Origin of the sequence: Maritalea mobilis, assembly GCF_019800885.1 — a bacterium.
Taxonomy (GTDB): Bacteria; Pseudomonadota; Alphaproteobacteria; order Rhodobacterales; family Rhodobacteraceae; genus Roseibacterium; species Roseibacterium beibuensis.
Window position 1 is genome coordinate 342344 of sequence record NZ_JAHVKE010000001.1, and the last position, 13884, is coordinate 356227.

9 protein-coding genes and 1 tRNA gene are annotated in these 13884 nt (G+C 64.3%); 5 read left to right on the top strand and 5 right to left on the bottom strand.

Features of this window, described 5'->3' with window-relative positions:
- Nucleotides 1-78: 78 nt before the first annotated feature.
- Nucleotides 79-2853 carry a DNA gyrase subunit A gene (gyrA, locus tag KUV65_RS01725; RefSeq protein ID WP_374107051.1) on the bottom strand — a complete coding sequence of 925 codons (2775 nt, stop codon included), beginning with the start codon at nt 2851-2853 and terminating at the stop codon, nt 79-81.
- 196 nt (nt 2854-3049) lie between these two features.
- On the opposite strand from gyrA, the gene KUV65_RS01730 reads away from it, so the two are divergent.
- Nucleotides 3050-3319, top strand: coding sequence for an usg protein (locus KUV65_RS01730; RefSeq protein WP_222187139.1), 270 nt, complete (start codon nt 3050-3052; stop codon nt 3317-3319).
- 19 nt (nt 3320-3338) lie between these two features.
- Here the strand turns inward: KUV65_RS01730 and KUV65_RS01735 are convergent, their stop codons facing one another.
- The gene (locus tag KUV65_RS01735; protein ID WP_222187140.1) at nt 3339-3824 is read right to left on the bottom strand and encodes a disulfide bond formation protein B; all 486 of its coding nucleotides are present in this window, start codon (nt 3822-3824) and stop codon (nt 3339-3341) included.
- Between the two features lie 74 nt (nt 3825-3898).
- Nucleotides 3899-4513, bottom strand: a complete 615-nt coding sequence (locus KUV65_RS01740; RefSeq protein WP_222187141.1) for an exopolysaccharide biosynthesis protein — start codon at nt 4511-4513, stop codon at nt 3899-3901.
- A 166-nt stretch (nt 4514-4679) separates the two neighbouring features.
- Between KUV65_RS01740 and KUV65_RS01745 the strand changes: the two genes are divergently transcribed.
- From KUV65_RS01745 to KUV65_RS01760, 4 genes are all read left to right on the top strand, one after another.
- Nucleotides 4680-5300, top strand: coding sequence for a TRAP transporter small permease (locus KUV65_RS01745; RefSeq protein WP_222187142.1), 621 nt, complete (start codon nt 4680-4682; stop codon nt 5298-5300).
- A complete protein-coding gene (locus KUV65_RS01750) occupies nt 5297-6667 on the top strand; it encodes a TRAP transporter large permease (protein ID WP_222187143.1) in 1371 nt (456 codons plus the stop codon). Before KUV65_RS01745 ends, KUV65_RS01750 begins: the two co-directional genes overlap by 4 nt.
- 52 nt (nt 6668-6719) lie before the next feature.
- A tRNA-Leu gene (locus KUV65_RS01755) sits at nt 6720-6804 on the top strand.
- Between the two features lie 845 nt (nt 6805-7649).
- Nucleotides 7650-10664 carry a Hint domain-containing protein gene (locus KUV65_RS01760; RefSeq protein WP_222187144.1) on the top strand — a complete coding sequence of 1005 codons (3015 nt, stop codon included), beginning with the start codon at nt 7650-7652 and terminating at the stop codon, nt 10662-10664.
- Between the two features lie 62 nt (nt 10665-10726).
- Here the strand turns inward: KUV65_RS01760 and KUV65_RS01765 are convergent, their stop codons facing one another.
- Both KUV65_RS01765 and KUV65_RS01770 read right to left on the bottom strand, forming a co-directional pair.
- Nucleotides 10727-11323 carry a nucleotidyltransferase family protein gene (locus KUV65_RS01765; protein ID WP_222187145.1) on the bottom strand — a complete coding sequence of 199 codons (597 nt, stop codon included), beginning with the start codon at nt 11321-11323 and terminating at the stop codon, nt 10727-10729.
- A 54-nt stretch (nt 11324-11377) separates the two neighbouring features.
- Complete coding sequence (locus tag KUV65_RS01770) at nt 11378-13792, bottom strand: GcvT family protein (RefSeq protein ID WP_222187146.1); 2415 nt, start codon at nt 13790-13792, stop codon at nt 11378-11380.
- Between the last annotated feature and the right edge of the window lie 92 nt (nt 13793-13884).

Genomic DNA, 13884 nt, shown 5'->3' on the forward strand with positions numbered 1-13884 from the left:
CCGTGAAAGGGTGCCCCGACTGTCGGGGGCACCGATTCTTTCCAGATCGCTCTGCACTTTTATGCGTGACCTGCGGACCTATTCCTGCGAGGGGTCGGTTGCGTCGTCTGCGACGATCTCGTCTGTGTCGTCCTCACCCTGATCCGCAATCCAGGCCACCGAGACGACCTCTTCGCCTTTGCCGGTGTTGAACACTTTCACACCGCCTGCGCTGCGCGACCGGAACGAGATTCCGTCGACGGGGACGCGGATGGATTGCCCGGTAGAGGTGGCCAGCATGATCTGATCTTCCAGGTCGACCGGGAAACAGGCCACGACGGGCCCGCCGCGCATGGCCTTGTCGATCGCCGCGACACCCATGCCGCCGCGCCCGCGCACCGGGTAGTCATGCGAAGACGAGAGCTTGCCCAAACCCTGCGCCGTGATGGTCAGGATCAGGTCCTCGGCCGCCGACATCTCGGCGTAGCGTTCGGGGGAAAGCTGGCCTTCGGCCACGGCCTCCTCGTCATCTGCATCGCCGTCATCCTCGGGCGCACCGGCCATCAGGCGGCGCTGCTTGAGATAGGCGGCGCGTTCTTCGGCGGTGGCGTCGAAATGGCGGATGATCGACATCGACACGACCTCGTCCTCGGCACCGAGCTTGACGCCGCGCACCCCGGTCGAGGAGCGCGAGTTGAAGACGCGCACATCGGTCGCCGGGAAGCGGATCGCGCGGCCCATCCTGGTGACCAGCATCACATCATCGTCGTTCGAGGCGATGCGCGCATTGATCATGCGCCAGCCCTCGCTGTCGCCTTCGAACTTCATGGCGATCTTGCCGTTTCGCATGACATTGGCGAAATCGCTGAGCGCGTTGCGCCGCACGGTGCCGCGGTCGGTGCAGAAGACGATCTGCAACTCGTCCCAGTGCTCCTCATCGCGGTCCACCGGCATGACGGCTGCGATGCCGGTGCCGATCTCGATGGGCAGGATGTTGACCAGCGCCTTGCCCCGGCTGGCACGGCTGCCAAGCGGCAGGCGCCAGGTCTTGAGCTTGTAGACCATCCCGTTGGTGGTGAAGACGAGAAGGGGCGTATGCGTGTTGGCCACGAAGAGAGAGGTGACAACGTCATCCTCTTTCAAGCCACCGCCCGACAGCCCCTTGCCGCCGCGCTTCTGCGCGCGGAACTCGGCCAGGGGCGTGCGCTTGATGTAGCCGCCCTGCGTGATGGTGACGACCATGTCCTCGCGCTCGATCAGGTCCTCGTCGTCCATGTCGCCGGACCACTCGGTGATCTCGGTGCGGCGCGGGACGGCGAATTTCTCGCGCACCTCGGCCATCTCCTCGGAAATGATCGACAGAATGCGTTCACGCGAGGCGAGGATGGCAAGGTAATCCTTGATCTTGGCGGCAAGCTCTTCCAACTCGTCGGTGACTTCCTTGACGCCGATCTGGGTCAGGCGTTGCAGGCGCAGTTCAAGGATCGCACGCGCCTGCGTTTCGGACAGGTTATAGGTCCCGTCCTCGTTCATCGTGTGGGTCGGGTCGTCGATCAGGCGGATGTAATCGGCGATCTCGGCGGCCGGCCAGCGGCGCGTCATCAGTTTCTCGCGCGCTTCCGCCGCGTCGGCCGAGGCGCGGATCGTGGCCACGACCTCGTCCACGTTCGACACCGCAACGGCAAGGCCGCAGAGGACGTGGGCGCGTTCGCGGGCCTTGCGCAATTCAAACGCCGTGCGGCGCGCGACCACCTCCTCGCGGAAATCGAGGAAGGCGGTGAGGAAGCCGCGCAGCGTCAACTGCTCGGGCCGGCCGCCATTCAGCGCCAGCATGTTGCAGCCAAAGCTGGTCTGCATCTGCGTAAAGCGGAACAGCTGGTTCAGCACCACCTCGGGGGTCGCGTCGCGTTTCAGCTCGATCACCACGCGCACGCCGACGCGGTCGGATTCGTCCTGTACGCCGGAAATGCCTTCGAGCTTCTTCTCGCGCACAAGATCCGCGATGCGTTCGATCATCGAGGCCTTGTTCACCTGGTAGGGGATCTCGTCGATGACGATGGCGTAGCGATCCTTGCGGATTTCCTCGATATGGGTCTTTGCGCGGATGATGACGCTGCCGCGCCCCTCAAGATACGCCTTGCGCGCGCCGGACCGACCGAGGATCAAACCGCCCGTCGGGAAATCGGGGCCGGGGATATAATCGATCAGCTGTTCCGAGCTGAGATCGGGGTTCTCGATCAGCGCCTGGCAGGCATCGATCACCTCGCCCAGGTTGTGCGGCGGGATATTGGTGGCCATGCCGACGGCGATTCCGCCCGCGCCATTGACCAGCATGTTGGGGAAGCGCGCGGGTAGGACGGTCGGTTCCTGCTGCTTGCCGTCGTAATTGTCCTGGAAATCGACGGTGTCCTTGTCGATATCGGCCAACAGGTAGGCGGCGGGCGCGTCCATCCGCACCTCGGTATAGCGCATGGCCGCCGCGTTATCGCCGTCCATCGAGCCGAAATTGCCCTGGCCATCCAGAAGCGGCAGCGACATCGAGAAATCCTGCGCCATGCGCACCAGCGCGTCGTAAATGGCCGAGTCCCCGTGCGGGTGGTATTGGCCCATCACGTCGCCCACGGGACGGGCGGATTTGCGATAGGGTTTCTCGTGGGTGTTCCCGGTTTCGTGCATCGCGAACAGGATGCGGCGATGAACCGGTTTCAACCCGTCGCGCAGGTCGGGAATGGCGCGGCTGATGATCACCGACATGGCGTAGTCGATGAAACTGGTCTTCATCTCGGCCGCGATGTCGATCGACGGCCCGCTGGGCGCGGGCGGCTCTGCGCCGATTTCTTCTTCGTTTTCAGGCGGTTCTGGGGTGTCGGTCACGGGCTGAGCCTTGGTCCTGTCACATGTCTATATCTTGTTGTCGCGCAGTATAGAGGGCCGGGATATGGGGTGCAATGGCAGCGCCGGTGACCTGCTGGCAGCCATGGTATTGGAGTGCCAACATACTGTTTTCGTTGATTTTTGCGCTGGATCGGGCAGTCTGATTCCGTGGAAGAGGCAACGCAAGAGGTGCCATATGCGCGAAACCGAGACCGGGCTGTTGTTGAAAGGATACGGGCTGACCACCGCCGAGATGGTCTATCGGATGCCCGATTATCGCAACGTTCTCAATACCTTCGTCTGGCAGGACTATGATCTGGCGCCGGACTATCCGAAACTCTTCGACTTCATCGAGTTCTGGCAGGAATCGCTGGACGGACCGCTTCACTCGGTGCGGTTTGTCCATCGCAAGATGATCAGCCCGGGAGAGTGGCGCAACGTGACGGGAGAGTTCACCTATCACTAGCCGTTCGGGGCGCGGCGCATCACCTACGCCGCGCCGCCATGATCCAGATCACGGCCAGACCAAGGCAGGCAAGCGCGTTGTAGCTGGCCATGGACAGGCCGAACATCTCCCACGCGACCTCGTCACACAGAACGATGCCGGTTCCGACCTCGGGGTTCAGCAGGTCTTCGACCGACATGGAGCCAAGGTCGCCACCACCCCCGGTGCAGCTTTGCGGCCCTTCCCACCAGTCGCGCTCGACCCCGGTGTGGTAAATGCCGAGCCCGGTGTTCACCAGCATGGTGATCGCCCCCGCCACGGCAACGATCGCGCGGGGAAAGGCGAGTCCAATGGCGCTCAGCCCGATGGCGATGGCATGGGGCCATCGCTGCCACAGGCACATGGCGCAGGGCGCGAGCCCGCCGATGTATTGAAAACCGAAGGCCAGGGCGAGGATGACGACCGAGCCGACCCCGGCAAGCGCGATATACTGGCGGCGGCTGGGCGTGAAGAGCGTCTGAAGCATCTCGGGGTCCTTCGAATGGTCGCTGCACCGATGTCTACGCGAACGCCGTTCCGGTGCAAGGGCGGCGAGGGGCCCTATACACCCAGCCAGCCGCGGATCAGGCTTGCCAGGGTTGCCCCGGCGAACAGCAGGGTGCCGATCCAGGCGGTCCCGATGATCGATCCCAGCGTCACGAGGATGCCGTCGCGTTGCAGCAGCCCCATCGAGATGATGACGACGGCAAAACCGGGAACGGTGTTGGTGGCCGGGAGAGGGACGAGGATCGACGCGCTGAACAGCACCAGCGCGAGGCCCACCAACTGGTCCATCGGGCGGCGTGTCAGCGCCGACAGGCGCGGTCGGCTGACAGCCTCGATCCGGCGCAGCCATGGGCCTGCGCGGCTGGCGAGGTTCTGCAGCGATGCCGTCGTCACCGTCCGGGCGGCCAGTTTCTGCGGCAGCCATGGCACGGTTCGCCCCATCAGGATCTGGACCGAGACGAACATGAGCGGCAAGGCGACGACCTGCGGCACGCCGTAGAGAAACGGAATGCAGCAGGGCAGGGCAAGCACCAGCAGGAACAGGCCGAACGCCCGTTCATGCAGGTGCGACAGGATCCAGGCCAACGTGACCTCGTCGCCCTCGGCGGTGTTGGCCAATTCGGTCAAGCGTTGCGAGATGGCCATGGCCTCTTCGGACTGCGCCGTCATGGGTCTGTCTCCTGTCCATCGGGAATCCCGGGGAAGTCTTGCGCTCCGGTGCCTCAACCCGGCCGTTGCGTCAAGCGTCGGGCGATGGCAGGGGGCTGCCGCGCGGCTTGCGTGCCCGGGCTGCATCGCTAGAGTGCCGCGACTTCATTGAAACGGGGCCGGCGCCATGGCCGTTCGCGATTGGGGGGCAGGGAGCATGACGGCAGTGGCACCGCGCGCCGAGCAGGCCGTCGGGCGTGTCATCGAGCGTATCGCGATGGCGATGGCGCTGGCGGGCGGGGTGCTTTTGAGCCTCGTTGCGCTGATGGTCTGTGTCTCGATCCTCGGGCGGCAACTGGACGGGATCTGGATCTTCGGCCCGATCCGTGGCGATTACGAACTGGTCGAGATCGGCAGTGTCATCGCCGTCTGCGCTTTCCTGCCGTGGTGCCAGGTGAAACGCGGGCATGTTTCAGTGGACGTGGTCGCGAACCGCTTGCCCGAGCGTGTGCGCCTTTCGCTGGGCCTGCTGGGGGATGCGCTGATCGCGCTGGTGTCCTTCGTGATGGCCTGGCGGCTTTGGGCGGGGTTCGGCGAGAAGTTCCCCTATGGATCAGACGCCCTGCGTTCGGCGCTGGGCATGGGGTATCGCCCCTTCTTCCCGGAGACGACCTACGAGTTGCAACTGCCGATCTGGATTCCCTACGCGCTGGCACTTCTCGGGGCCGTGCTGTTCTGTATCACCGCGCTCTACACCGTGTGGCGGGCTCTGAACTGGGTGCTGACGGGGCAGGAGGGGGCGCCGTGACCGGCCTTGAGCTGACGCTTGCGGCCTTTGCCCTCATGCTGGTCGCGATCTTCCTGCGCGTGCCTATCGGGGCGGCGATGGCGATCACCGGCTTCGTGGGGTCATGGGTGGTCTACGGTCGGCCGGACCCGGCGCTGAGCCAGCTCAAGTCGCTGACCTATGACACGTTCAAGGACTATAACCTGTCCATCGTGCCGCTGTTCCTGCTGATGGGGCAGTTCGCGACCAAGTCGGGCCTGTCGGCGGCGCTGTTCCAGGCAGCCTCCGATTGGCTGGGGCATCGGCGCGGCGGCGTGGCGATGGCGGCGGTGGGCGCTTGTGCAGGGTTCGGCGCGATTTGCGGCTCCAGCCTCGCGACGGCCTCGACCATGGGGCAGGTTGCGCTGCCCGAGATGCGCAAGCGCGGCTATTCCGACAGCCTCTCGACCGGCGTACTGGCGGCGGGCGGGACGCTGGGCATCCTGATCCCGCCCTCGATCATCCTGGTCATCTACGCGATCCTGGCCGAACAGAACATCGTGAAGATGTTCGTGGCGGCCGTGGTGCCCGGTGTGCTGGCCGCGCTGGGCTACATGGTCACGGTGGCGATCGTGGCACGGCTGCGACCGGACGCCGTAGGGCAGGCCGAGCGTGTGCCGATGCGTCAGCGGATGCGCGCCTTGTGGCGGGTCTGGCCGGTGGTGGCGATCTTCGGCCTGATCATGGGCGGCATCGCGGCCGACTGGAACTGGACCCGGGACGGCGTGCAGGCGCTTTTCACCCCGACCGAGGGCGCGGCTGTGGGCGCGATTGCCGTGGGCCTTTACGGGTGGCTCTCAGGGGGGCTGACCTGGCGGACCTTTCGCGACAGCGTGTTGGAGACAGCGCAGGCGACCGCGATGATCTTTTTCATCGTTTGGGCGGCCAAGTTGTTCTCGGCCTTCCTGTCGCTCACGCGCGCGCCTGACCAGTTGATCGCTTGGGTCGAGGCGGCGGGCTTCGCGCCCCTGACAATCCTTGCGGTGATGCTGCTGGCCTACCTGCTGTTCGGCTGCGTGATGGATTCGCTGTCGATGATCCTGATTACCATTCCGGTCTTTCTGCCGATCATCGTGGCGCAGGACTTCGTCATCCTGGGCACGGCGCTCAGCCCCGAGGAAACGGCGATCTGGTTCGGCATCCTTGCGCTGATCGTGGTCGAGGTGGGGCTGATCACGCCACCTGTCGGGATGAACCTTTTCATCATCAACTCCATGGCGCCCGACATCCCGATGGTGCGGACCTATCGTGGCGTGGCGCCTTTCGTGGCCTCGGATCTTCTGCGCGTGGCGCTTCTGGTGCTGTTTCCCGGGCTGACGCTGTGGCTGGTCGGGGTGACCTTCGGCTAGGCCTCCGGGGGTGATTGACGCGGCGCGCAAGCACGGCTAAGTCCGCAGCCGTGCCCGAGTGGCGGAATTGGTAGACGCAGGGGATTCAAAATCCCCCGCCGCAAGGCTTGTCGGTTCGAGTCCGACCTCGGGTACCATCCGCGAAAATGCCCAACCGACCCGTGATGGCTGACGCCATCTTCGGGGCGCTATCGGCGCAGGTCTGCGCTGGGTTCGAATATTGCTTGTCGCCTCACCTCTGCATCGCGGCCCATCTTTCGATGTGACCGCACCCTCCGAAAGGTGATGCAATCGGGCCCAGAATGAGACGCAAGATTCGATCTCGGTGTCTTTCGATACTGCGCCCGTGCTCTGAAATTGGGCAAAAGCGCCCAAATTCGCACGAGTAAGCGCAACAATGTGTTTCCGTTTTGGGGCGGTTTGTTGTGTCCGTTGAAGAAACAATAAACTCGCCGAAAGCGTGTGCGGCTGACGTGGGGGCAAAAAAACAAGAGAATTTGTTGCTGCGTGGCCCAAAGCGCTATGAACAATTCGCCTTATTTAGGCCCAAATCAGGGCAGGAACGTGGCAGTCTTCGCCTCAAAGTTGACGCATGAGGGTGAAAATTCCCTTTCATCAGCCCAGAAAATGCCGTTATTCATTCCTCAGCCCAACTGGGGGGCGATGTCTGCACAAGGCCACGGGGGCGGCCGCATCACGAAGCGTATCGAAAGATACGGGGAAGGGTGTTGTCGCGTACTGACGGCAAGAATGGCCGCGAGCGGGAACACACAGTCCGAAACGCCTTTTGGAGGCGTTTCGCGTCGGCTCGGGACTTTGCCTCGCAGAGCCCGGCGCTCAGGACCTTCCCTTGAATCTGGATGACGCTCGCATGTGATGCGGCCGCCTGTCGGGTCGGCTCATCGCTCTCATATTGTTGTTCATTTTTTCGCCCGCACGCGTGGGCAAGGCCGCAAGACCGGCTGGCAGGAGGACAGTAAAGATGACCAATTTCAGTGACCCCGGCAGCGTGGACGGCCTCATCGGCCTTTGGGATTTCCGCAGCGGTGCAGAGAACAAGGACACCGGTCTGGATGACGGGGTCGCACAAAACGGTCATTTCCACGGCGATGCCTATGCGTCGAGCGACCAGCTGAAGCTGGACGGTCATTGCGATTACTTCGACGTGAGCGGGAACGATGCGCCCTTCGACCTCAGCGAGGGGACGATCGAGGTTCAGTTTCAGCAGGACCAGCAGGTCGGCTCCAGCCCCGATGTTCTGGTGAACCGTGGCGAGTACAACGACAAACACAGCGAGGGCTGGTTCGCGATCCGCGTCACCGAGCATGGCGAGGTTCTGGTCGACCACTACACCAAGGATGGCACGGTCGCGACGCTGAAGACGGACCCCGGTCTCGTTGATCCGCATGACGTCATCAACGTGTCCTACAGCTGGGATGCCGATACGGGGGCGACCCTGACGGTCGAAAACCTCACCGATGGCACCTCCCAGACGGTCGAGTCGGACGTGACCGGCCTGACGATGGATATCGGCGACAATGACGACGAGAACTTCACCTTCGGCGCACGCGAAGTCGATGATGGCAAGTACGACCAGTATTTCGACGGCAAGATCGACTATGTGGCGATCTATGACAGCGTCCAGGGAGAGGGCGATTTCATCGTCGAGGGCACCAGCGGTGACGACCTTATCGACGTGGCCTATACCGGCGATCCGGAAAACGACAGCATCGACGCGGGCGACAACCAGACCGGCGGCGATGAAGACCTCGTGGATGCCGGCGCGGGCGGCGACACCATCCTGTCGGGTGCGGCCGATGACACGGTCTATGCCGGCTCGGGTGCCGACTCGGTCGAGGGCGGAGTGGGCGACGACCTGATCTACGGCGACAGCAGCCTCGGCGAGGCGCCGAACACCCCCACGACCACGGTGCGCGAAAGCCTGGAGTGGAACGAGGAAACGAACCCCAACGGCTTCACCCAGAACACCGGCAATGTCGATGTGACCTTCTCGATCCTGAACAACGACCCGTCGGTCGATGCGGGCTTCGAGTCCTCGACACAGAACGTGGCGGGCATCGACACCGGTGGCGAGACGATCGACGCGACCTCGTCCTTCTATTCCGAAGCCGAGTATAGCGGCGACAGCGAGACCTATGCGCTGGACTTCTCGGAGCCGGTCGAGAACGTGGCCTTCCGCATCAACGATATCGATGGCGACGGCGTCGTGCGCGTTCTGGCCTATGACGCGAACAATCAGCCGATCGAGATCGTGCTGACGGCCTCGGCCAATACGAATCTCGACCTCAGCGATACCGATGGCGTCCCGGGCGACGACACCGCCGAGGGCGACGGCGACTACGACAACGACAGCGCGGCCGAGTACTCGATCCTGGTCGAGATCCCGGGACCGGTGTCGCAGATCGTGATCGAGCACAGCCAGGACGGACATGACGACTCCGGCATCAACATCACCGACGTCTATTTCGATGCCGTGATCGAAGGCCCTGCGGAAACCGGCAATGACACGTTGATTGGCGGTGATGGCAACGACACCATCTTTGACGAGTATGGAGACAACTCGATCACGTCGGGCAGCGAAGGCCTGCCGGATTTGGGGTTCCCCTTCCTGGGCAATGTCGACCCGAACCCGGCGGACGATCTCGACTCGGTCACGACCGGCAACGGCAACGACACGATCAATACCGGTGACGACAACGACACGATCAATGCCGGAAATGGCGACAACGTTATCGATGGCGGCTTTGATCAGGATGTCATTACCTCGGGTGACGGAAATGACTTCATCGTCGGTGGCGAAGGCGATGACACCATAACCTCGGGCGGTGGCGATGACACCATCATCGGCGGCGAGGGCGAGCCGCTCGTCAATCTGATCGACGACAACGTCAATCCGATCAACAACGACCCGATCCTCGACAATGGAGACGACCTGATCGATGCGGGGGACGGCGACGACCTCGTGTTCGGCGAAGATGACAATGACACCATCTTCGGCGGTGCCGGAGACGATACGCTTGATGGCGGCATCGACGATGACGTGATCGACGGCGGCTCCGGTGACGATGCAATCGTCGGCGGGCAAGGTGCCGACACGATGTCCGGCGGCACGGGCGACGACACCTTTACGGTCGGACAGTTCACCGATCCGATCTTCGGCGATACCTATCTCGAAGGTCTGGGCGACAGCGTGGTCGGCGGCGAGGATGCCGATGACGGCGACAATGACGTTCTCGACCTGACCAACGCCGGTCCGCTGAAGATCATCTACGACGACGCGATCGATCCGACCGGTGAGCCGGGCGAAAGCGGCAAGGTAATCTTCTACACCGATGCGTCGCAAACCGAGATCGCGGGCGAGTTGACCTTCAGCGAGATCGAGACGGTCATCCCCTGCTTCACGCCGGGGGCGATGATCGCCACGCCGCATGGCGAGGTGCCGGTCGAGACTCTGCGCCAAGGCGACAAGGTGCTCACCCGCGACAACGGCATCCAGGAGATCCGCTGGATCGGCAGCCGCACCCTGACGCGGCCCGAGCTTCTGACGGCGCCGAACCTGCGGCCGATCCTGATCAAGGCCGGGAGCCTCGGTGACGGTTTGCCCGAGCGCGACATGCTGGTCAGCCCGCAGCACCGCGTGCTGGCGGCGGGTCAGGCCACCCAGCTCTACTTCGCCGAAAGCGAGGTTCTGGTGGCGGCCAAGCACCTGGTCGGCATGGAAGGCATCCAGCAGATCGACACGATGCGCACGACCTACGTGCACTTCATGTTCGATCGCCACGAGGTCGTCCTGTCGGATGGCGCCTGGACCGAGAGCTTCCAGCCCGGCGACATGACGCTGGGGTCTATGGGCGAGGCGCAGCGTGACGAAATCCTCGCGCTTTTCCCCGAGCTGGAGACCCATGTGGGCCAGAACGACTACGCCGCCGCGCGCCGGACGCTCAAGGCGCACGAGGCGAAATTGCTGCAGCTCTGAGGCGGGGTGACCCCCTCAGGCGAAACGGGCCGCCCTATCAGGGCGGCCCGTTCTTTTTGGGTTCAACGCGTTGCTGCGCGCCAGTCGGCCCAATCCTCGGGCGTGTCGAGGTCCACCAGCGCGCGGTCATCCTTCAACGGCACGAGATGAACGCGGCTTTTGTGGGCCTGAAGAACGGAGCGCGCGCCGGTATCGCCGCGCAGGTCTTCCAATTCAGGGCGCAGATCGGCCGGGAACAGCACCGGGTGACCCGGCCTGCCATCGGAAGATGCCGCGCGCAGGATGGCGTCCGGGGCCTGTCGGGAGAGGCCGGCAAGCAGGTAGATGTCGTTCGCCGTGATCCCCGGCATGTCCGCCAGCACCAGGATGACCGGCCCCGTGCGGCCGCGAACTCCCGCCGCGATGGAGGCCGCCATGCCGTCGCCCTCGGGGGCTTCGACGATCTCGGCCTCGACCCCCTCCAGCGCCGCGCGCCGCGCATCCTGTCCCGGTGCAATCACGACGCGCGTGGGCCCGACGCGCGCGCAGCGCCGCGCCATGGCGCGGATCAGCGGTTCGGTGCCCAGCATGGCGGGCACGTCTTCAAGCATCTTGTCGGCGCCGCGCATCCGCGTGGCCCGTCCTGCCGCCAGCAGCACTATATCGATCTGGTCATCCATGATCGCGACACAGACCGCGAGTTGGGCGGCAGGTCAAGGACATCGCACAGGCCCTCACCCGCGCATCCTTGACCCATCGGCATCGAAGAGCGGGGTCGTGACCAGCTGCGCCGGACGCATGTCGCCGAGAATTTCGATCTCGACCGCCAGCCCTTCGGCCACACGGTTCCGGGGGATGAAGCCGAGCGCCACGGATGTCTGCGCGTGGTGCGAATACCCGCCCGAGGTGCAGAACCCCACGACCTCGCCCTCCAGCCAGATCGGCTCATAGGCCACCACATCCGCATCCCGCGCATCGACGACGAAGGCGCAAAGCTGCCGCTCAGCCCCGCGCGCCCGCTCGGCCTCGGCCGCGGCGCGTCCGATGAAATCGGTGTTCTTCTTCCACGCGATGAAGCGATCCAACCCGGTTTCGCCCGGGGTGTAGTCGGGCGAGAACTCGCGCATCCAGGCGCCGAAGAACTTGTCGAGCCGCAGGCTCATCATCGCGCGCATGCCGAAGGGGCGCAGGCCGAAGTCCTGGCCTGCGTCCCACAGCGTCTGCCAAAGCCCGCGCTGTTCCATCGCGTCGACATAGATCTCGTAGCCGAGATCGCCCGTGTAGCTGACGCGCTGAACCAGCGCCTCGGACAGGCCGATGATGATCCGCTTGGCATCGAGGAACCGGAACGCCTCTGCGCTGACATCCGCCTCGGTTACCTTGGCCAGCAGGTCGCGGGCGCGGGGCCCCGCGATCTGGAACCCGGTGATGCGGTCTGACACGTTTTCGACGGAGACATCGCCGTCGAGATGCTGGTCGAACCAGCGCATGTGGAAATCCTGCGCGCCATAGCTCGCGGTCAGGCGGAATTCCTGCTCCGACAGGCAGGTGACGGTGAAATCCCCCATGATCCGGCCCGAGGGCGCCAGCATGGGCGTCAGGCTGATCCGCCCCGGTGCGGGGATGCGGCCCGCCATGATCCGGTTGAGCCATGCGCGGGCAGTCGCACCCCGCACGATGTATTTCCCGAAATTCTGCACCTCGTTGATGCCGACAGCCTGGCGCACCGCGGCGACCTCGCGCGCGGTGGCCTCCCATGCGTTCGAGCGGCGGAAGCTTGGCGTCTCGTGGCGCGGTTCGTCGCCTTGGGCGAAGTAGTTGGGCACCTCCAGCCCGTATTGCTGGCCCCAGACCGCGCCCATGCCATCGAAGACGTCATACATGGAGGTCGTCCGCCAGGGCCGCGCGGCGGGCAGTTCCTCGTTCGGGTAGCTGACCGAAAAACGTGTCTGGTAGTTCTCGATCACCTTGGGCAGCGTGTAGCCCGGCGTGGTGAAGCGGCCAAACCGCGCCACGTCCATCGCGAAGACGTCGCGTTCCGGCTCGCCCTCGACCATCCATTGTGCCAGCGTCAGGCCCACGCCGCCGCCCTGCGAAAAGCCAGCCATGACGCCGCAAGCTGACCAGTAGTTGCGCAGCCCCGGCACCGGGCCGACCAGCGGGTTGCCATCGGGGGCGAAGGTGAAGGGGCCGTGGATCACCGATTTGACGCCCGCCGTTTCCAGCACCGGGAAGCGGCGGTAGGCAAACGCGATGCTGTCCTCGATCTTGTCGAAATCGTCGGGCAGGAGTTCGTGCCCGAACTCCCACGGGGTGCCGGTCACGGCCCAGGGGCGGCAGGATTGTTCGTAGAACCCGATGCACAACCCGCGCCCTTCCTGCCGGAGGTAGCTTTCGCCGGCGGGGTCCATGACATGGGGGTGCTCGGCATCGCGCTCGAAGATCTCGGGAATATCGTCGGTGACGATATACTGATGCTCCATCGGGTGCAGCGGCAGTTGCAGACCGACCATGGCGCCGACCTCGCGCGCCCACAGCCCCGCGGCATTGACCACGTGTTCGGCGTGGATCGTGCCCTTGTCCGTCACCACGTCCCATGTGCCGTCCGGGCGGGGGTTGGTCTCCTGCACCTTGGTGTGAAGCACGATCTCGGCCCCGCCCATCCGCGCGGCCTTGGCATAGGCATGGGTTGTGCCGGACGGGTCGAGATGGCCGTCCAGCGGGTCGTAGAGCGCCCCGAGGATCCCGTCGAGATTGGTGATCGGCGCGACCTTGGCGATCTCCTCCGGTCCCAAGATCTCGGTCTCCAGTCCCATGTAGCGATGTTTGGCGCGCTCGGCTTTCAGCATATCCAGCCGTTCGGGCGTATCGGCCAGCGTGACGCCGCCGACGTGGTGCAGCCCGCAGGACATGCCCGTCAGCTCTTCCAACTCTCGATACAGGCGGATCGTATAGCCCTGAAGGGCCGCCATGTTCGTGTCGCCGTTCAGCGTGTGAAATCCGCCCGCGGCATGCCATGTCGAGCCGGAGGTCAGCTCCGAGCGTTCCAACAGCATCACGTCCGACCAGCCCAGCTTCGTCAGGTGGTAAAGCACGGAACAGCCGACGACGCCGCCGCCGATGACACAGACTTGGGTGGTGGTTTTCATGGGGCCTCCGGCAGGTCGCTTCGGGGCCATGTGACGGCGCGGCGGCACGGCCTTCATGTCAGAAAGCGACATTTGACGGGGCAGGGGGCCGC